Below are 17,975 nucleotides of genomic sequence, written 5' to 3'. Positions count from 1 at the left end.
GGAAACGACAGAACGCGTCCGACGTGACCGACGTTCGCGTCGCGCGCAGGCGAGGGGCGCGGCGCCGCGCGTTTCGGGCGCGTGAACGGACCACCGGACGGAGTGTCGCGCTCCCGCGGGCGGGGCGATGGATCGTCCGGTTGTCCACGCGCCCATTGCACAACTGTGCAACAAGGGGGTTGAATGGCGGCACGCGACGAGGCGAGCAGACGAGGCTGACCGGGAGGTGCCCACAGGTGACAGCGGCGACCGAGGCGATCACGAACTCCGCATCAGGCGAGCGCGACGCGCGGGCGGGCTCCGTCGAGCTCGACCGGGTGACCAAGCGGTACGGCGACGCGACGGCCGTCGACGGCGTCTCCCTCTCGGTCGAGCCGGGCGAGTTCATCTCGCTGCTCGGCCCGTCGGGCTGCGGCAAGACCACCACGCTGCGCATGATCGCCGGGTTCGAGCAGCCCGACGACGGCGACATCCGCATCTCCGGACGATCCGTCCTGGGCGCCGCCCCGTACCGCCGCGACGTCAACACGGTGTTCCAGGCGTACGCGCTCTTCCCCCACATGTCGGTCGCCGAGAACGTGGCGTACGGCCTCCAGCAGCGCCGCACGCCGAAGTCGGAGGTGCGCCAGCGCGTCTCCGAGGCGCTCGAGCTCGTGCAGATGCGCCGCTTCGCCGATCGCAAGCCGACGCAGCTCTCCGGCGGGCAGCAGCAGCGCGTCGCGCTCGCCCGCGCGCTCGTCAACCGCCCGGCGGTGCTCCTCCTCGACGAGCCGCTCGGCGCGCTCGACCGGCAGCTGCGCGAGGAGATGCAGCTCGAGCTGAAGCTGCTGCAGTCGCGGCTCGGCATCACGTTCGTCTTCGTCACGCACGATCAGGGCGAGGCACTGTCGATGAGCGACCGCATCGCCATCATGCGCGAGGGCCGCATCGAGCAGCTCGCCGACGCCGACACGATCTACGCCCGGCCGGCTTCCGCGTACGTGGCGGCGTTCGTCGGCCAGCAGAACTTCTTCCGCGGCGTCGCGGCCGAGGGCGGCACGGCGGTCGAGTCCGCGCACGGGCTCATTCGCGGCATCCGTTCGGAGGCGGCAGCGGGCCTCGCCGACGGCGCGGCCGCACAGGCGGCCGTGCGCCCCGAGTTCGTCTCGATCGAAGCGGATGCCGCGGGCGGCGCGCCCGCCGCCCCGAACTCGGTGCACGGCACCCTGCTCGGCGTCTCGCACCTCGGCGAGACGATGCAGTACCTCGTGCGCCTCGGCGACGACCAGAGCCTCATCGTGCGGCGGCCGACGCCGGACGCCCCCGACCTGGCCGTGGACGCCCGCGTCCGCTGCTCGTGGAACCCCGACCACGTGCAGGTGTTCCCCGCCGACGACGCCGCCGTGGCGGGCGGATACGTCGCGCCGCCCACCCACTGACCCCGCACCGATCCCGACCGGCACCATCACAGGAGGTCCCCATGAGCGAGTCCCGACCCCCCGTCCGCATCCTCGCGTCTACGGCCGCCGCCAAGGCGATCAGCGCCGAGCTCAGCCGTCGCCGCTTCCTGAGCTTCGCGGCCGCCGCGGGCGCCACCGGCCTGCTGGCGGCGTGCTCGCCGGGTGGGCAGAGCTCGAACGCGCCGCAGGCGACCGGCGGCGAACTCGAGAACAGCCTGTCGATCTACACGTGGGGCGACTACGACGCCCCGGAGGTGCTCGAGGCCTTCACGGCCGAGCTCGGTCCGACCATCCAGCTGGACTCGTTCGGCTCGAACGAGGAGCTCATCTCGAAGCTCGTGGCGGCGAAGGGCACGTCCGGCTACGACATCGTCGTGCCGACCGGCATCTTCATCCCGCAGATGATCGAGAACGGCCTGCTCACCAAGCTGAACCGCGACCTGATCCCGAACATCGAGTACGTCGACGACGCGTACCTGGGCCGGGCGTGGGATCCCGAGAACGAGTACTCGATCTGCAAGGCCTGGGGCACGACGGGTTACGTGTACGACAAGACCGTCATCACCCGCGAGCTGGCGACGTGGGCCGACTTCCTCGATGCGGCGCAGAACGAGGCGAGCGGGCGCACGAGCGTGCTCGACGACCCGGGCGACCTGACGGGCATGTACTTCTGGGCGAACGGCATCGACTGGAACACCACGGATGAGGCCGACCTCGCCGCCGCCGAGGAGTTCATCGTGAATACGCTCGCGCCGAACATCTCGGCGTTCGACTCCTACCCGGGCGGCGCAGCGATCCCGCAGGCGACGCACGCGCTCATGCAGGCGTGGAACGGCGACGCCCGCATCGGCATCCTCGAGAGCCCGGACCCCGACCGCTGGCAGTGGGTGCTGCCCGGCCCGGAGACGGAGATCTGGATGGACAACTGGGCGATCGCCGCCGGCGCGCCCAACCCGGAGGCCGCGCACGCCTTCATCGACTACGTGCTGACGCCCGAGAACTCGCTGCTCGAACTCGACTACATCGGGTACCACACGGGCGGCAAGGACATCGAGCAGGCGGCGGAGGACGCCGGGATCGAGATGCTCGACCTCGTGTTCTTCAGCGACGAGCAGCTCGCGACCATGCGCGAGGGCGAGATCAACGAGGCGCAGCAGACGCGGGTCGACATCTGGAACAAGGCGAAGGCCGCAGCGGGGGCGTAGTGCGAGGCATCCGCTTGCCGCGCTTCGCCCTCGCGCTTCCCGCGTGGGCGTGGCTCGTGGTCTTCTTCGTCGCGCCCGTCGCGATGGTCGTCTACTTCAGCTTCGGGTACAAGCCGGGCATCTTCGGCACGCACGCGACCGACGTGCTGTCGTTCGACCGGTACGGCGAGGCGCTGTCGCCGACGTTCTTCCAGACGTTCACGAACACCCTGTGGGTGGGCCTCGCGGGCACCGCGCTGTGCCTGCTGATCGGGCTGCCGGCGGCGTACTGGATGGCGGTCAAGGTGCCGCCGTCGCGCCGCGGGCTGCTGCTCGCGCTCGTCATGGTGCCGTTCTGGACGAACTTCCTGGTGCGGACGATCGGCTGGCAGGTGATCCTCGCGCCGGAGGGCTGGTTGTCGTCGCTGTTGCAGGGCATCGGGCTGACGGATGGTCCGCTCGACATCCTGTACACCCGCACGGCGGTGCTCATCGGCGTGGTCTACAACTACCTGCCGCTCATGATCCTGCCGCTGTTCGTCGCGTTCGACCGCGTCGGCGGGCCGCTGCGCGAGGCGTCGAAGGACCTCGGCGCGGGCCGCTGGCGCACGTTCACCCGGGTGACGCTGCCGCTGGCCAGGCCTGGGGTCATCGCCGGGGTGCTGCTCGTCTTCATCCCGCTCATGGGCGACTACATCACGGCGACCGTGCTCGGCGGTGCGCGCGGCAACATGGTCGGCCAGCTGGTGGCGAGCCAGTTCCGGACGGCGCAGAACTGGGCGCTCGGCTCGGCGATGGCGGTGATGCTGATCCTCGTCATCATGGCGACGGTCGCGGTGGGCGGCCTGATCGTGTGGCTCGCGACGATGCCGTTCCGGCTGCGCAATCGGCTGGTGCTGGGCGACGAGCCGGCGGCGGCGCCCGCGGGTCGCTCCGGCGACGACGGGCCTGCCGCCGGCGGGGCCGAACCCGTCCGCACCGAACAGGGGGTGTCCGCGTGAAGCAGCGGTCGTGGTCGGATGTCGCGCTCAACGTGTGGGGCGTGGCCGTGCTGGTCTTCCTCTTCCTGCCGATCCTCGTCATCATCGTCTCGTCGTTCAACACGGGGCGCCTGCTCGTCGCATGGGACTCGTTCGGCTTCGACGCGTTCGGGGCGATCCTGACCAAGCCGGCCATCCAGGACGCGGTGATGGTGTCGATCCAGACCGGACTCATCGCGGCCCTGCTGGCCACGCTGCTCGGCACCCTCGCGGGCATCGCGATGGCGCGGCATCCGGGCCGGTGGGCGTTCTGGTTCATCGGCCTGCTGCTGCTCGTGTCGGTCACGCCCGAGATCGTCGACGCGGTCGCGCTGCTGCCGTGGCTGGTGTTCCTCGGACAGGACCTCGGCATCGGCCTGTTCGACGACGGCATCGCCCGCCTGGTCATCGGCCACTCGCTCTTCTCGGTGGCGGTCGTGTCGTACATCGTGCGGGCGCGGCTCATCGGCCTCGAGGAGCAGCTCGAGGAGGCCTCCGCGGACCTCTACGCGCGGCCGCTCACCACGTTCCGGCGCGTGACGCTGCCGCTCGCGATGCCGGCCGTGCTCGCCGGATTCCTGCTGTCGTTCACGCTCAGCCTCGACAACACCGTCATCGCCGCATTCGTGCAGGTGTCGGGAACGACGCCGTGGCCGGTGTACGTGCTGAGTGCGCTGCGCTCGGGTCTCCGGCCCGAGATCGCCGCGGTGTCCACGATCATGCTGCTGCTCACGCTCGTGGCCCTCGCGCTCGTGGCGGTCGTGCTGCGGCGGGCGGGCGACTCGGCCACCCAGATCGCCCGCACGATGACCGGCAACTGAGCGGATGCCGCGCCCCGCGGCATCCGTCACGCACCACCGACCGAAGGAGCACCGCGCCATGACCGACGCCGACCTCGTCTTCACCGGCGGCCCCGTCTTCACCGCGAACACCGTGCGCTCGCGCGCGAGCGCGGTCGCCGTCCGCGGCGGGCGGATCGTCGCGGTGGGCTCGGAGCACGACGTGCGCGACCTCGTCGGCGCGTCCACCGAGGTCGTCGACCTGCGCGGGCGGCTGCTCGTGCCGGGCTTCCAGGACGCGCACGTGCACCCCGTGTGGGGCGGTCTCGACCTCATGCGCTGCGACCTGTCGGAGCTGTCGACCGAGGCCGAGTACCTCGACCGCATCGCCGCGTACGCGGCCGAGCACGCCGACGACGACTGGGTGCTGGGCGGCGGATGGTCGATGTCGGCGTTCCCGGGCGGCACGCCGACCGCGGCGGCGCTCGACCGGGTCGTGCCCGACCGTCCGGCGTTCCTCCCCAACCGCGACGGGCACGGCGCCTGGGTGAACTCGGCCGCGCTGCGGCTCGCCGGCATCGACCGCGACACCCCGGACCCGGCCGACGGTCGGATCGAGCGCGACGCCGACGGCACCCCGACGGGCACCCTGCACGAGGGCGCGATGTCGCTCGTGAACCGGCTGCTCCCCGAGACGAGCCTCGAGACGCTCACCGAGGCGCTCCTCCTCGGCCAGCGGTACCTGCACTCGTTCGGCGTGACCGGGTGGCAGGACGCGATCGTCGGCAGCTACGGCGACGCCGGCGACCCGGGCCCGGCGTACGTCGCGGCCGCCGCATCCGGTCGCCTCACCGCCCGGGTGGTCGGTGCGATCTGGTGGGACCGCACGCGCGGCCTCGAGCAGATCCCCGAGCTCGTCGAGAAGCGCGAACGCTACCGCGGGGGCCGCTTCGCGGCGACGAGCATCAAGGTCATGCAGGACGGCGTGGCCGAGAACTTCACCGCGTCGATGCTCGAACCGTACTGCGACGGGCACGGGCACTTCACCGACAACTCCGGCATCTCGTTCGTCGACCCGGCGGTGCTGAACCCCGCGGCCGCCGAGCTCGACGGGCTCGGCTTCCAGCTGCACTTCCACGCGATCGGCGACCGGGCGGTGCGCGAGTGCCTCGACGCGGTCGAGCACGCGATCGCCGTGAACGGACGGAACGACCACCGCCACCACATCGCGCACATCCAGGTCGTGCACCCGGAGGACGTGCCGCGGTTCCGCGAGCTCGGGGTGGCGGCCAACATGCAGTCGTTGTGGGCGGCGCTCGAGCCGCAGATGGTGGACCTCACGCTGCCGTTCCTCGGCGAGCCGCGGAGCGCCTGGCAGTACCCGTTCGGCGACCTCCTCCGCGCGGGGGCGGTGCTCGCCGCGGGCAGCGACTGGTCGGTGTCGACGCCGGACCCGCTCGCGGCGATCCACACCGCCGTGAACCGGACGGCGGCCCCGGCCTACGCGGAGGGCGAGTACGAGGCGTTCCTGCCCGAGCAGGCGATCGACCTCGCGACCTCCCTCACCGCCTACACGGCCGGGTCGGCGTGGGTGAACCACCTCGACCACGTGACCGGCACGATCGAGACCGGCAAGTTCGCCGACCTCGTCGTGCTCGACCGCGATCCCTTCGCGGGTCCCGCCGACCAGATCGGCGAGACGCGCGTGCTCCAGACGTTCGTCGAGGGCGAGCGGGTGCACGCGGCATCCGACGCCTGATCCGAGCGGATGCCGCGGCCCCGCCGCCCGGCGGACACGGCGAGACCCGCCGGCCCGATGTCCGGGCCGGCGGGTCGTCGTCGTTCGCGGATCAGTAGGTGCTGGTCGTCGAGGTCGCGCCCGACGAGGAGCCCTGCTGCGCGGCGCCCTTCACGTCGTCCGCGGCGGACTTGCCCTCGTCCTTGACGTGCTCGGCGGCTTCGCCCGCGCGGTCCTTGACGGACTGCACGGCCTCCTGCGCGTCGGACTTGAGGTGCTCCGCGGCATCCTGCGCCACGCCCTTCACCTCGTCGACGAGCGGGGCCGCCGCATCCTTCGCCTTCTGCGCGACCTGCTGCTCCTGGCGCGAGGCCGGGATCAGCGAGGAGACGAGCCAGGCGGCGCCGAAGACGATGAGGCCCGCGGCGATCGGGTTGCCCCGCGTCGCCGAGGCGAGGCGCTGCGGCGCCTCACCGACGGTCCCCCCGGCGGAGTGGAGGGCGCCCTGCGTGGAGTCGGCGGCGTCATGGGCGCTGCCCATCACGCGGTCCTTGGCGCGCCGGAACGCGCCCTTCACCTTCTCGGTCTGGCGGTGCACCGCCTTGCCGGGGTTCACCTTGTCGGCGAGGGCGTCGACGTCCTGGCCGAGCTCTGCCCTGGTCCGCTCGATGTCGGAACGGATGGCGTTCGGATCGGTAGTCATCGGTTCTCCTCATTCCTCTTGATCGCGTCCGGGATCCGCTTCAGGCTGTCCGCGGTGCGCGGCATGCCCTGGACCCGCTCGAATTCCTTCTTGCCGGTGAAGTAGAGCACGGCCGCGACGATGCCCCAGATGACCGCGACGATCACGGCGGACCAGCCGAGGCTGTCGATCAGGTCCCCGAGTCCCCACCACAGCGCGATCGACAGGAACAGCAGCACGAACCAGCCGGCGACGCCGGCCCCGCCGTACATGCCCGCTCCCTTGCCCGCGCGCTTCGCGGACTGGGTCGCCTCGGCCTTGGCCAGCTCCACTTCCTGACGCATGAGCGTCGAGAAGTCGCGGCTCACCTCGGCGACGAGGTCGCCGAGCGACGTGTTCGCCGCCTTCTCCTCGGACGGCGTCGGGACGTCGGCGGCCGTGGCTCCCGCCACGTGCGCGCCGCCGGTCCGCGGATCGACGCCTCCGGTGTACGGGCCGCTCATCACGGGGCTCCGGTCACGTCGCCCCGGCGCGTCTCGTCACCGGGGAGCGGCTCGACGTACGGGTCGGTGCCCGTGACGCCGGTCGTCGGTTCGGCACCCCACGTCGTCTGCGGGTCGGCCACGTGCTGGCCGCCACCCGCGGCGCCGACGCCCGTGCCGTACGTCCCGGTGGTGCCGGTGTAGGCGGGCGTGGTCGCCGGGTACTCGGCGGTGTAGCCGTCGCCCGCCGTGAGGGGCTGGGCTCCCCCGGTCGAGCTCGACGAGTCGCCCGACGACGCGATCGAACGCGTGAGTCGACCGATCACGACGCCGGCTCCCGCGGCGATCGCGAGGAAGACGCCCGGCCGGCGACGGGCGAAGCCCTTGACCTCCTCCAGGAGGTCCTGCGGCTCGCGCTGGTCGAGCCAGGACGCGATGGAGTCGGCTCGCGAGCCGACCTTCTCCACGAGGTCCCGTGCGACGCCGGACTCGGAGTTCGCGGCCATGTCGGAGAACTGCGTCCCGACCTCGCGGATGCCCCCGGCAGCGCGGTGCTGCTGCGTCGAGGCCTGCGAGCGGACCTCGTCGCCGACCCGGCTCGCGAGGTTCTTGACCTGATACTTCGCCTCGGACGCGACGCCGCGCGCCTCCTGCTTGGCGGTGTCGGCGACCCGGTGGCCGGCCGCACCTGCTTCCTGCTTGAGATCCGGGTTCCCGGTCCCTGCGGTGTTCACCATGTTCGCCCCTTTCCTCTCCGAGAGCGGCGATCGGCCGCGCCTCGATGGCGGATGTGCAGAGGCCACGCTAGGAGCGGCGAATTCGGGCCAGAAGGGACTTGCGGTGCGAGAACCGTGCGCGTATAACCCTGCGCGCGAGACCCGGCGGCGAGCAGCCGGCCGGCCCTCGCTACACGCCGTCCGCCCGCGATGCAACCGGTTTCCGCCGGGCCCGGCGCCTGGGTAGCGTCGCCGCACATGCGTTCGCCGCCGACCCGGCCGGGTGCCGGGCCGACCCCGGTCTCGGCCGCGGCGCGGGAAGGGGGACCGCATGGCCGTGCAGTTCGGCTACAAGCTCGCCGCGGAGGCGTTCGGCCCGAAGGAGCTCGTCCGCCAGGCGCGGCTCGCCGAGGAGGCAGGGTTCGACTTCGTCGAGATCAGCGACCACTACCACCCGTGGCTCGACGTGCAGGGGCACTCGCCCTTCGCCTGGTCGGTGCTCGGCGCGATCGCGGCATCCACCGAACGCATCGGGCTCGCGACCGGCGTGACCTGCCCCACCGTCCGCTACCACCCGGCGATCATCGCGCAGGCCGCGGCCACGCTCGCGCTGCTGAGCGACGGCCGGTTCACCCTCGGCCTCGGTTCGGGCGAGCGGCTCAACGAGCATGTCGTCGCGCACGGGTACCCGTCGGTGTCGGACCGGCAGGCGATGCTGCGCGAGGCGATCGAGATCATCCGGCTGCTGTGGTCGGGCGGCTACCAGTCGTTCGACGGCGAGTACCTGGCGCTCGAGGACGCCCGCGTCTTCGACCTGCCCGACGAACTGCCACTCATCGCCGTCGCCGCGGGCGGTCCGCAGGCCGCGGAACTGGCCGCCGAGGCCGGCGACGGGATGTTCGGCACCGATCCCGACGCGTCGCTCATCGAGGCGTACCGCGCGTCCGGCGGCACCGGGCCCCGCTACGGCGAGGTGGGCGTGGCGTGGGCGCCCGACGCGGATGCCGCGGCGCAGGCCGCGCACGAGACCTCCCGCTGGTCGCTGCTCGGCTGGAAGGTGATGAGCGAGCTGCCGAACCCGGCGAACTTCGAGGCGGCCTCCGAATTCATCCGCCTGGACGACGTGCGCGAGCAGGTGCCGTGCGGCCCCGATCTCGCCGGGCATGTCGAGGCGGTGCGGTCGTACGAGGACGCCGGGTACGACCGCATCGCGATCATGAACCTCGGTCCCGACCCGGACGGGTTCATCGAGTTCTTCGCCAACGAACTGCGGCCCGCGCTCACCGGCTGAGCCGGACGGGCGGGCCGTCATCGAGGAGCAGGCGCTCCTCGGTCCGGGCTGACCGACCTCAGGAGCAGACTTCGCCGATCGCGTTGAAGTCGGCCATGAGCGTCTCGACCTGATCCCCCATGGCACCGAAGTCGGCATTCGCCGGATCGGCGACCATCTCGCCGATGAAGGCGACGTAGTCCGCCATCGAGGCGGCGGCCTGCTCGGCGACCGGCTGCACCTCGGCGTTGGTGACCTCCGAGACGGCGGCGGCGAACGTCGAGTTGGCCGCCTCGAGCTTGGTCACGGCGCCCTCCGGGTCGGCCATGCCCTCCGCGAACGCGTCCTCGCCGGACAGCGCGGCGAACTCCGTCGAGCCTTCGGCGAGCTGCAGGCACGCCTCGGCGACGGTCTGCTCGCCGGTCGCCTTCGCTTCGGCACTCGGCGTGGCCGGCTTCTGGGTCGCGGCGGGGCTCGCGGCAGTGCAGCCGGCGAGGAGCATGGCGCCCGCGACGGCAGGGACGATCAGGATGGCGCGCGCGAGCGTCATGTCGGTTCCTTCGGGGGTTCGGGTCGAACTGCGGCGAGCGCCGCGCGGGCCAGTCAACCACACGCGCATCACGGATGAGTCTCGGCCACCGGACGCGGAACTTCGCGAATTCTTCTCCCTCGAATCGGCTTCCCCTCGCCCGCGACGCCGCTCCTATGGCGGGGCAGCGCAGAAGATCGCGCAGAGTTCGGTTTGCAGCAGCCGCCTGCTCATGTGAGCATGAGGCATGGTCACCGCCGATCGCCTCCGCCCCGCCACCGCCGCGACGCCCGTCGCGGGCGTCGTCGGCGCGCCGCCCGAGCCGTCGCCCGACGAGGTCGACGCCCTGACGCTCGGCCGCCGCATCCGTGATCGCCGTCTCGCGGCCGGGATGACGCTCGGCGCACTCGCCGCCGCGATCGACCGCGCGCCGTCGCAGGTGAGCGCCATCGAGAACGGCAAGCGCGAGCCGCGGCTGTCGATGCTGCGCACGATCGCCCTCGCCCTCGGCACCACGGCCGACGAGCTGCTCCGACCCGACGCGCCCTCCGAGCGTGCTGCGCTCGAGATCGCCGTCGAACGCGCCCAGCGGGGGCCCGTGTTCTCGGCGCTCGGCCTCGAGCCGTTCCGCGTCGCGAAGACGATGAGCGACCAGACCCTCCAGACGATCCTCGCCCTCCACAACGAGATCGACCGGCTGCACCGCGAGCGCGCGGCGACGCCCGAGGAGGCGCGGCGCGCGAACGCGCAGCTGCGCGCCGAGATGCGGGCCCGCGACAACTTCTACCCCGAACTCGAGGCGAAGGCCGCCGAGCTGCTCGAGGCCGTCGGACACAGCGGCGGGCCCGTCTCCCATCAGCTCGTCGCCGACATGGCGAGCCACCTCGGGTACTCGCTGCATTACGTCGGCGACCTGCCGCACTCCACCAGGTCGGTGACCGACAAGCGCAACGGCCGGATCTACCTGCCCACCCAGCAGTCGCCGTCGCGCGACTCGCGCTCCCCCATCCTGCAGGCGCTCGCCTCGCACCTGCTCGGCCACGAGGAGCCCGGCAACTACGGCGACTTCCTGCGCCAGCGCATCGAGACGAACTACCTCACGGCCGCCATCCTGCTGCCCGAGCAGGCCGCCGTGCGCTACCTCACCGAGGCGAAGAACCTGCGCCGCATCTCGATGGAGGAGCTCCGCGATCACTTCGCGGTCTCGTACGAGACCGCCGCGCACCGGTTCACGAACCTCGCGACGGCCCGTCTCGACATCCCGGTGCACTTCATGAAGGTGCACGAGTCGGGCACGATCATCAAGGCGTACGAGAACGACGCGGTGCGGTTCCCGTCCGATGCGCTCGGCGCGGTCGAGGGCACGACGGTGTGCCGGCAGTGGACGGCGCGGACGGTGTTCGACGCCGAGGACCGCTTCACCCCGTACTCGCAGTACACCGACACGTCGACGGGCACGTTCTGGTGCACCTCGCGCATCGAGAAGGCCAAGGAGGGCGAGTACTCCGTCTCGGTGGGCGTGCCGTTCGAGCACGTGAAGTGGTTCCGCGGTCGGGAGACGCCCCGGCGTTCGGTGTCGCGCTGCCCCGACGAGTCGTGCTGCCGCCGGGCGCCGTCCGAACTCTCCGAGAAGTGGGCGGATGCCTCGTGGCCGGCCGCACGCACCCCGACCTCGCTGCTCGCGGCGCTGCCGACCGGCACCTTCCCCGGCGTGGACCAGACCGAGGTGTACCAGTTCCTCGAGGCGCACGCGCCCCGCGGCTGAGCCGCGCTGCTCCCGGCCCCCTTCGCGTCCCCTCGACGCCGTCAGACGTCTCGGGCCGCGAGCTCGCGGAACCAGGCCAGCCCCGCGCGGTGCGCCATGAGGCCGTAGTCGAGCGTGGCCCGCTGGTACTGGAACACCGCACGGTACTCCTCGGGGACGGCGCCCGCCTGTTCGTCGAGCGCGGCGGCGAACTCCTCGAGGCGTCCGAGTTCGCGCTCGACCTCGGCGACGATGTGGTCGAGGATGTCGCGCCGCTCGGCGGGGTCCTCCACGAGTCCGAGGAGGAACAGGCGCGAGAGCGCGGCGACCTCGAGGTCGCCCCCGGCGAGCGGCGAGCGGATCCAGGCGTGGAAGGCCGCGGCGCCGGCGTCCGTCACCGCGTAGTTCTTCTTGTTGCGGCCGCCCTCGGTGCTCTCGTGCACGGTCACGTGACCGGTGGCGAGCAGTGACCGCAGGGCGGACTGCAGGCTGCCGAAGCTCGCGCGGTAGAAGAGCGAGGGCCCGCGCTCGAACTGCTTGTTCAGCGAGTACAGGGTCTGGGGCCCGAGCAGCATGAGCAGCCCGAGGATCACGTGGCCCATCGTCGTCGGCACCTTCCGCCATATTCCTGATCGTGATATACCTAACCGTGATATCACGTTTCGAGACGAGAGGATTCTCGCAGATGACCGCCGCCGTCGACTTCGCCACGCGCCTCGATCGCCACCTCGCGCGGGTCGCCGCGCGACGGGGCCCCCTCGCGCCGCCCCAGGTCGCCGTGCACGCCCCGGGGCTCGGCATCTCGTACCGATCCGGCGAACTCGCCCTCCCGTTCCACGCCGCGAGCGTCGGCAAGCTGTTCACGGCGACGCTCACGATGCAGGCCGTCGAGGCGGGCGCCTTCACGACCGACACGCCCGTGAGCCGCCTCCTTCCGGGCGACGAGCTCGCCGGCCTGTTCGACGCCCACGGGTCGACGGATGCCGCGGGCGGCGCGACCGTCCACCAGCTCCTGGCGCACACGGCCGGCGTCGCCGACTACTTCGAGGGGCCCGTGACGAGCGGACGGCGCATGGTCGAGCTGGTCCACGACGAGCCCGACCGGTTCTGGACCCCGCGCGACCTGCTCGACTTCAGCCGCGAACGCCAGCGCCCCGTCGGCCGGCCCGGCGAGCGCTTCCGATACTCCGACACCGGCTACGTCCTCCTCGGCCGCCTGCTCGAGGAGTCGACCGGCTCGACCTTCCACGACCTGCTGCACGAGCGCATCTTCGAGCCCGTCGGCATGATCGACAGCTCGCTGTGGCTCCGCTCGCGGCCCGCCCGGGAGGGCGGCTCGGTCCGGACTCGCATCGCGCCGGTCCGGATCGGTCGACGCGACGTGACGGAGGCCCGCAGCGTGAGCTGCGACTGGGCGGGCGGCGGCGTGGTGAGCACGCTCGACGACCTCGTCGCGTTCAGCGACGCGCTGCACCACGGGCGGCTGATCGGCGAGGGGCACCTCCGGTACCTGGCCGAGCCGCGGCATCGGTTCCGTCCGGGCATCCGCTACGGCGCCGGCATGATGCAGGTGCGCTTCGAGGGGTTCAGCCCGTTCCTGCGCGGCCTGCCGCGGCCGGTCGGGCACATCGGCGTGCTCGCCACGCACGTGTTCCACGACCCGGTGCACGACGCCGAGATCGTCCTGAACTTCGGCGGCACACGAGAGATGGTCCCGAGCTTCCGCACCCTCATCGAGATCGAGCGGGCCCTCCAGCGCGTCTCGCGATGACGGATGCCGCGGCCCACTCGAAGTCGGGCACGCCGCGCTCGCGGCCCCGTCAGCCGGCCCGGTACCCCCGCACCGCGTGCACGGCGAACGACTGCGGGTACGACGCCGTCGCAGGCGGCTCGGGCGGGAAGGCGAACACGTCGAGCATGAGCTGCATCGGGTACTGCGGCGACTGCGCGACGCGCTTGCGCACGAGTCCGTCGATCGAGAAGACGACCTCCTCCGGGCGCCAGTCCACCGTGTAGGTGTGCGGCTCGCGCACGTCGTCGTGGAACGCGACCTGCTCGAAGTCGTCGGTGATCGTCGGATCGTTGAAGGGGTGCACCCCCATGCCGACGAGCGCGCTGCCGTCGTCGGCGATGTCGCGGCCGAAGACCTCGAACACGCAGATCTCGGCGGACTGCTCGGGCTCCTCCTCGAGCCCGATCAGCCACAGCGCGGCCATGGCGTGCTCGTCGATGCCGTCGATCGCCGCGACGATCTCGATGCGGCCGAAGTGCGGCGTGTACAGGCGCCGGTCGCCCTGCGCCTCGCGGACGACGAGCCCCTCGCGGAAGGGGTGCTGCCCGATGGAGGACCCGACCGCGCCGGACCGCACGGCGGTCTGGAGGTTGGACACCTGGGTCGTGCCGTCGTACTCGGCGGACCACGCGGGCTGGTCGGCGTCGACCCGCAGCCGCAGGATGCCGTCGGCCACGTCGTAGCGCGCGCGGGTGCGTTCACGACTGGACCACTGCGGCAGGTAGTGCGGGATCCACTGCTCGAGGTCGAGCTCGGGCCCGGAGAGGTCGGCATCGAACTCGAGCAGGTCGGGCGGGGGCGGCGGCACGGGTGGAGCGGGCGGCACTGCAGGCATGCGTTCGATACTCCCCCACTCCGCCGACACTCGCTGGAGTCATCCACAGGCCACTATTGTCCACGCGTGCAATATGCGTCATGATGGAGCCATCCGCACCGACTTGGAGTGATCCCGCATGGGAACGACCGTCTACGAACGCCGCAGGCCCGCGGCATCCGTCATCGACCGCAGCCTCGCCGACAGCCGCCGCTCGGTCTTCTGGATCGACGACCTGCCCGACTCGGCGAAGCCCGAGCGACCCCGGCTCGAGGGTGCGCGCACGGCCGACCTCGCGATCGTCGGCGGCGGCTACACCGGCCTCTGGACGGCCGTGCTCGCCAAGCACGCGAACCCCGACCAGCGCGTCGTGCTCCTCGAGGGGCGGCGCATCGGCTGGGCGGCATCCGGTCGCAACGGCGGCTTCTGCGAGGCGAGCCTCACCCACGGCCGCGAGAACGGCCTCAGCCGCTGGCCCGACGAGATCGACGAGCTCGACCGCCAGGGACTCGCGAACCTCGACGCGATCGAGGCCGCCGAGGCCGAGTTCGGCATGGACTTCGAGTTCGAGCGCAACGGCTCGCTCGACGTCGCCGTCGAACCGCACCAGGTCGAGTGGCTGCACGAGGCCGCAGCGGATGCCGCGCACCGGGGCGACGACTCCGTCCGCCTGCTCGACGAGCACCAGGTTCGCGCCGAGGTGGACTCGCCCACCTACCTCGCGGGGGTGTGGAACACGCGCACGAGCGCCATCCTGCACCCGGCGAAGCTCGCCGCCGAACTCGCCCGCGTCGCCGAGGAGGCCGGCGTCGAGATCTTCGAGCGCTCCCCGGTGCGGCGCCTCGAGGGCTCCGGTTCGTCCGGGCCCGTCACGCTGCGCACCGAGCACGGCCGCGTCGACGCCGCGCGCGTGGTCCTCGCGACCAACGTGTTCCCGTCGCTGCTCAAGCGCAACCGGCTCATGACCGTGCCCGTCTACGACTACGTGCTCATGACCGAACCGCTGTCGGCCGAGCAGCAGCGGTCGATCGGCTGGGCGAACCGGCAGGGCATCGGCGACCTGGCCAACCAGTTCCACTACTCGCGCATGACGCGCGACGGCCGCATCCTGTACGGCGGCTACGACGCGATCTACCACGCCGGAGGCCGCATCCGCGAGCGCTACGAGGACCGCCCCGAGAGCTACGCGAAGCTCGCGAGCCACTTCTTCACGACCTACCCGCAGCTCGAGGGGCTGCGGTTCACGCACCGGTGGGCGGGCGCGATCGACACGTCGACGCAGTTCACCGCGTTCACGGGGCTCGCGCGCGGCGGCCGGGTGGCGTTTGCGTCCGGGTTCACCGGGCTCGGCGTCGCCTCGACGCGGTTCATGGCCCGGACCATGCTCGACCTCCTCGACGGACGCGACACCGAGCGCACGCGACTCGAGATGGTGCGCACGCGGCCACTGCCGTTCCCGCCCGAGCCCGCGGCATCCGTCGGCATCAACCTGACCCGCTGGTCGCTCGACCGCGCCGACCACGACCTCGGCCGGCGCAACCTGCTGCTGAAGACCCTCGACGCGGTCGGCCTGGGGTTCGACTCGTGAGCGGCGCCGACGGCGGGCTCGCCCGCCTGGTCGCCGGCGCGGTGACGGATGCCGCGACCCTGCCGCTCGCGCACGAACCCGTGCCCGCCGACCAGGTGGTGGCCGGCGCGCCGACCACGGGGTACGCGCCGCTCGACGAGCCGTCGGTCGACGCGGCCGCCGGGGCCGGCGAGCTCGGCGTCTGGGAGATGACGCCGGGCGCGATGCGCGACACCGAGGTCGACGAGGTCTTCCTCGTGATCGGCGGGGCGGCGACCGTGGAGTTCGTCGACCCGGCGCTGCCGCCCGTCGAGCTGCGGCCCGGGTCGATCGTGCGGCTCGACGCGGGCATGCAGACGGTCTGGACGGTCACGGAGACGCTGCGGAAGCTCTTCATCGCGCGCTGAGCTCGCCGCGCCGCGGTGCGCTGCTGCGGCGCATACTTGAGCGATGGACTCCGACTCGCGCGCACCCGCCGTGGTCGCCGTCGCGCGCGACGACCGGCACCGGTTCTCCAAGCCGCTGCGCGACGAGATCGTGCTCGTCGCCGGTCACGGCATCGACGGCGACGCGCACGCGGGCCCGACGGTGACGCGCCGCTCCCGGTTCCGCGGCACCTGGACCGAGCCGAACCGCCGGCAGGTGCACCTCATCCAGGCCGAGCTCTTCGACGAGCTGGCCGTCGAGGGCCACGAGGTCGCGCCGGGCGAACTCGGCGAGAACGTGACGACGACGGGCCTCGACCTGCTCGCGCTGCCGCTCGGCACCCGCCTGCGGCTCGGGTCGTCGGCCGAGGTCGAGATCACCGGCCTCCGCACGCCGTGCGTGCAGATCGACCGCTTCCAGCCGGGGCTCATGCGGCGGATGGTCCGCCGGGAGCGCGGCGCGACCCGGCTGCGCGCCGGCATCATGGCCGTCGTCGTCGAGGGCGGCGTCGTCCGCGCCGGCGACCCGATCGCGGTCGAATTCCCGGCCGAGCCGCACGAGCCGCTCCCCCGGCTCTGACCGGGCTGCGCGGCGATCAGGCGACGGATGCCGCGGCGCCGGCGTCCTCGGCATCCGCGGGCCCGACCGGCTCGACCGGTTCGATGCGGAACGTCGCGCGGAAGCGCTCGACGGACTCGAGGTCGCCGGCGAGGATGCGGACCTCGGTCGCGGGCAGCCGTCCGGCGAGCAGCTCGCCGAACTCGGCGGGTTCGAGCGCGGCCTCGAGGCTCGCCTCGAAGGAGGGCTCGGCGCCCGGCCGCTGCGGTTGTGGCAGGGCGCCCGGCCCGATCGGCGCGACGTCGAGGGTGCCGCCGACGACCGCCGCCGCGACCGAGGCGTCGCCGACGTGGAGTACGTACTCGGTGGGCGGCGCTCCCGCCGCGGCATCCGCTCGGAAGGCCGCCCGCAACGCGGTTGCGAGCGCCTCGCGCGTGAGCTGCTCGCCCTCGGCGGGGTCGCCGAGCAGCGACCAGCCCCACCGCTCGAGGGCGGCGACCACGGGCGCGAGCTCGCGCCCGAGCGGGGTGAGCTCGTACCCGCCGCGCACCATCGGCACGCGGCGGATGACCCCGGCCTCCTGCAGCTCCTTCAGCCGGTCGGCCAGGATGTTCGTCGGGATCCGCGCCAGTCCGGCCTTCAGGTCGCCGTACCGGCGCGGGCCGACGAGCAGGTCGCGGACGATGAGCAGCGCCCACCGTTCCCCGACCCGCTCGAGGGCCCGCGGCACGCCGCCGTACTGGCCGAAGCCGCGGGGTGCGCGTGTGGCCACCGGCGCTCAGGCCGAGCCCGCCGGCGCGGCGCCCTGCTCGGCCAGGTACGCCTCGGGCCCCATCTCGGCGGCGGCCGGCTCCATGTAGAGGTAGCCGAGGATGTTGCCGTCCGGGTCCTCGAGGTCGCGCGAGTACATGAACCCGTAGTCCTGGGCAGGGCGCGGTTCGGTGCCGCCGGCGGCGAGCGCCTTGGCCAGCATCTCGTCGACGGCCTCGCGCGACTCGCAGGTGAGCGAGACGGCCATCTGCGCGTGGGTCTTCGGGTCGATGATCTGCTTGTCGGTGAACGTGCCGAGGAACTCGCGCGTGAGCACCATGAAGTACAGGTTGTCGTCGAGCACGACGCACGCGGCGTTCTCATCGGTGAAGTTCGGGTTGATGCGGTATCCCAGCGCCTCGTAGAACGCCTTGGAGCGGTCGAGGTCGGTCGTGGGGAAGTTCACGAAGATGCTGGCGGTCATGG

The 17,975-nt window shown here is 72.2% G+C and carries 19 protein-coding genes; 11 read left to right on the top strand and 8 right to left on the bottom strand.

Going from position 1 to position 17,975, the window contains the following annotated elements:
• The first annotated feature begins 236 nt into the window (after positions 1-236).
• Genes M1L56_RS03275 through M1L56_RS03255 form a run of 5 tightly spaced genes read left to right on the top strand, consistent with a single transcriptional unit; the run spans position 237 to position 6,180 of the window.
• Positions 237-1,418 (top strand): ABC transporter ATP-binding protein, encoded by a 1,182-nt coding sequence (locus M1L56_RS03275; RefSeq protein ID WP_248598139.1) that lies wholly within the window; start codon positions 237-239, stop codon positions 1,416-1,418.
• A 41-nt stretch (positions 1,419-1,459) separates the two neighbouring features.
• Positions 1,460-2,644: a spermidine/putrescine ABC transporter substrate-binding protein gene (locus tag M1L56_RS03270; RefSeq protein WP_248598138.1), complete on the top strand. Its 1,185-nt coding sequence runs from the start codon at positions 1,460-1,462 to the stop codon at positions 2,642-2,644.
• 14 nt (positions 2,645-2,658) lie between these two features.
• Positions 2,659-3,624 (top strand): ABC transporter permease, encoded by a 966-nt coding sequence (locus M1L56_RS03265; RefSeq protein ID WP_248598137.1) that lies wholly within the window; start codon positions 2,659-2,661, stop codon positions 3,622-3,624.
• A complete protein-coding gene (locus tag M1L56_RS03260; RefSeq protein ID WP_248598136.1) occupies positions 3,621-4,463 on the top strand; it encodes an ABC transporter permease in 843 nt (280 codons plus the stop codon). Before M1L56_RS03265 ends, M1L56_RS03260 begins: the two co-directional genes overlap by 4 nt.
• Positions 4,464-4,521: 58 nt before the next feature.
• Positions 4,522-6,180 carry an amidohydrolase gene (locus M1L56_RS03255; protein ID WP_248598135.1) on the top strand — a complete coding sequence of 553 codons (1,659 nt, stop codon included), beginning with the start codon at positions 4,522-4,524 and terminating at the stop codon, positions 6,178-6,180.
• Positions 6,181-6,271: 91 nt separating this feature from the next.
• On the opposite strand, the gene M1L56_RS03250 is transcribed toward M1L56_RS03255, so the two are convergent.
• The 3 genes from M1L56_RS03250 to M1L56_RS03240 are packed head-to-tail and all read right to left on the bottom strand — an operon-like array spanning position 6,272 to position 8,060.
• Positions 6,272-6,862 (bottom strand): DUF3618 domain-containing protein, encoded by a 591-nt coding sequence (locus M1L56_RS03250; protein ID WP_248598134.1) that lies wholly within the window; start codon positions 6,860-6,862, stop codon positions 6,272-6,274.
• Positions 6,859-7,344 carry a phage holin family protein gene (locus tag M1L56_RS03245; protein ID WP_082847347.1) on the bottom strand — a complete coding sequence of 162 codons (486 nt, stop codon included), beginning with the start codon at positions 7,342-7,344 and terminating at the stop codon, positions 6,859-6,861. Before M1L56_RS03245 ends, M1L56_RS03250 begins: the two co-directional genes overlap by 4 nt.
• Positions 7,344-8,060: a hypothetical protein gene (locus M1L56_RS03240; protein ID WP_248598133.1), complete on the bottom strand. Its 717-nt coding sequence runs from the start codon at positions 8,058-8,060 to the stop codon at positions 7,344-7,346. Before M1L56_RS03240 ends, M1L56_RS03245 begins: the two co-directional genes overlap by 1 nt.
• A 310-nt stretch (positions 8,061-8,370) precedes the next feature.
• Between M1L56_RS03240 and M1L56_RS03235 the strand changes: the two genes are divergently transcribed.
• Entirely contained in the window at positions 8,371-9,330 is a 960-nt protein-coding gene (locus tag M1L56_RS03235; RefSeq protein ID WP_231878670.1) for a TIGR03557 family F420-dependent LLM class oxidoreductase, read from the top strand.
• 58 nt (positions 9,331-9,388) lie between these two features.
• Here M1L56_RS03235 and M1L56_RS03230 read toward each other — a convergent pair whose 3' ends face one another.
• Complete coding sequence (locus tag M1L56_RS03230; RefSeq protein WP_067950709.1) at positions 9,389-9,859, bottom strand: hypothetical protein; 471 nt, start codon at positions 9,857-9,859, stop codon at positions 9,389-9,391.
• 226 nt (positions 9,860-10,085) lie between these two features.
• Here M1L56_RS03230 and M1L56_RS03225 point away from each other — a divergent pair, with 226 nt between their 5' ends.
• Positions 10,086-11,603 (top strand): helix-turn-helix transcriptional regulator, encoded by a 1,518-nt coding sequence (locus M1L56_RS03225; RefSeq protein ID WP_082847348.1) that lies wholly within the window; start codon positions 10,086-10,088, stop codon positions 11,601-11,603.
• A 41-nt stretch (positions 11,604-11,644) separates the two neighbouring features.
• Here the strand turns inward: M1L56_RS03225 and M1L56_RS03220 are convergent, their stop codons facing one another.
• Positions 11,645-12,184, bottom strand: coding sequence for a helix-turn-helix transcriptional regulator (locus M1L56_RS03220; protein WP_248598132.1), 540 nt, complete (start codon positions 12,182-12,184; stop codon positions 11,645-11,647).
• 83 nt (positions 12,185-12,267) lie between these two features.
• Between M1L56_RS03220 and M1L56_RS03215 the strand changes: the two genes are divergently transcribed.
• Positions 12,268-13,353, top strand: a complete 1,086-nt coding sequence (locus M1L56_RS03215; RefSeq protein WP_248598131.1) for a serine hydrolase — start codon at positions 12,268-12,270, stop codon at positions 13,351-13,353.
• 49 nt (positions 13,354-13,402) lie between these two features.
• On the opposite strand, the gene M1L56_RS03210 is transcribed toward M1L56_RS03215, so the two are convergent.
• Complete coding sequence (locus tag M1L56_RS03210) at positions 13,403-14,209, bottom strand: glycoside hydrolase family 16 protein (RefSeq protein WP_248598130.1); 807 nt, start codon at positions 14,207-14,209, stop codon at positions 13,403-13,405.
• A 118-nt stretch (positions 14,210-14,327) separates the two neighbouring features.
• Between M1L56_RS03210 and M1L56_RS03205 the strand changes: the two genes are divergently transcribed.
• The 3 genes from M1L56_RS03205 to M1L56_RS03195 are packed head-to-tail and all read left to right on the top strand — an operon-like array spanning position 14,328 to position 16,760.
• Positions 14,328-15,776 (top strand): FAD-binding oxidoreductase, encoded by a 1,449-nt coding sequence (locus M1L56_RS03205; RefSeq protein WP_248598129.1) that lies wholly within the window; start codon positions 14,328-14,330, stop codon positions 15,774-15,776.
• Positions 15,773-16,162 carry a cupin domain-containing protein gene (locus M1L56_RS03200; protein ID WP_248598128.1) on the top strand — a complete coding sequence of 130 codons (390 nt, stop codon included), beginning with the start codon at positions 15,773-15,775 and terminating at the stop codon, positions 16,160-16,162. The genes M1L56_RS03205 and M1L56_RS03200 overlap by 4 nt, the downstream gene beginning before the upstream one ends.
• Positions 16,163-16,205: 43 nt before the next feature.
• Complete coding sequence (locus M1L56_RS03195) at positions 16,206-16,760, top strand: MOSC domain-containing protein (RefSeq protein ID WP_248598127.1); 555 nt, start codon at positions 16,206-16,208, stop codon at positions 16,758-16,760.
• A gap of 16 nt (positions 16,761-16,776) precedes the next feature.
• Here the strand turns inward: M1L56_RS03195 and M1L56_RS03190 are convergent, their stop codons facing one another.
• Together M1L56_RS03190 and M1L56_RS03185 are read right to left on the bottom strand one after the other, a co-directional pair.
• Positions 16,777-17,511, bottom strand: coding sequence for a helix-turn-helix domain-containing protein (locus tag M1L56_RS03190; RefSeq protein WP_248598126.1), 735 nt, complete (start codon positions 17,509-17,511; stop codon positions 16,777-16,779).
• 6 nt (positions 17,512-17,517) lie between these two features.
• Positions 17,518-17,973, bottom strand: a complete 456-nt coding sequence (locus M1L56_RS03185) for a VOC family protein (protein ID WP_248598125.1) — start codon at positions 17,971-17,973, stop codon at positions 17,518-17,520.
• Between the last annotated feature and the right edge of the window lie 2 nt (positions 17,974-17,975).

The organism is Agromyces sp. C10 (genome assembly GCF_023217995.1).
Classification (GTDB): Bacteria; Actinomycetota; Actinomycetes; order Actinomycetales; family Microbacteriaceae; genus Agromyces; species Agromyces indicus.
The sequence above is the reverse complement of the archived record's forward strand: the minus strand, read 5'-3'. Positions and strand labels throughout refer to the sequence as shown.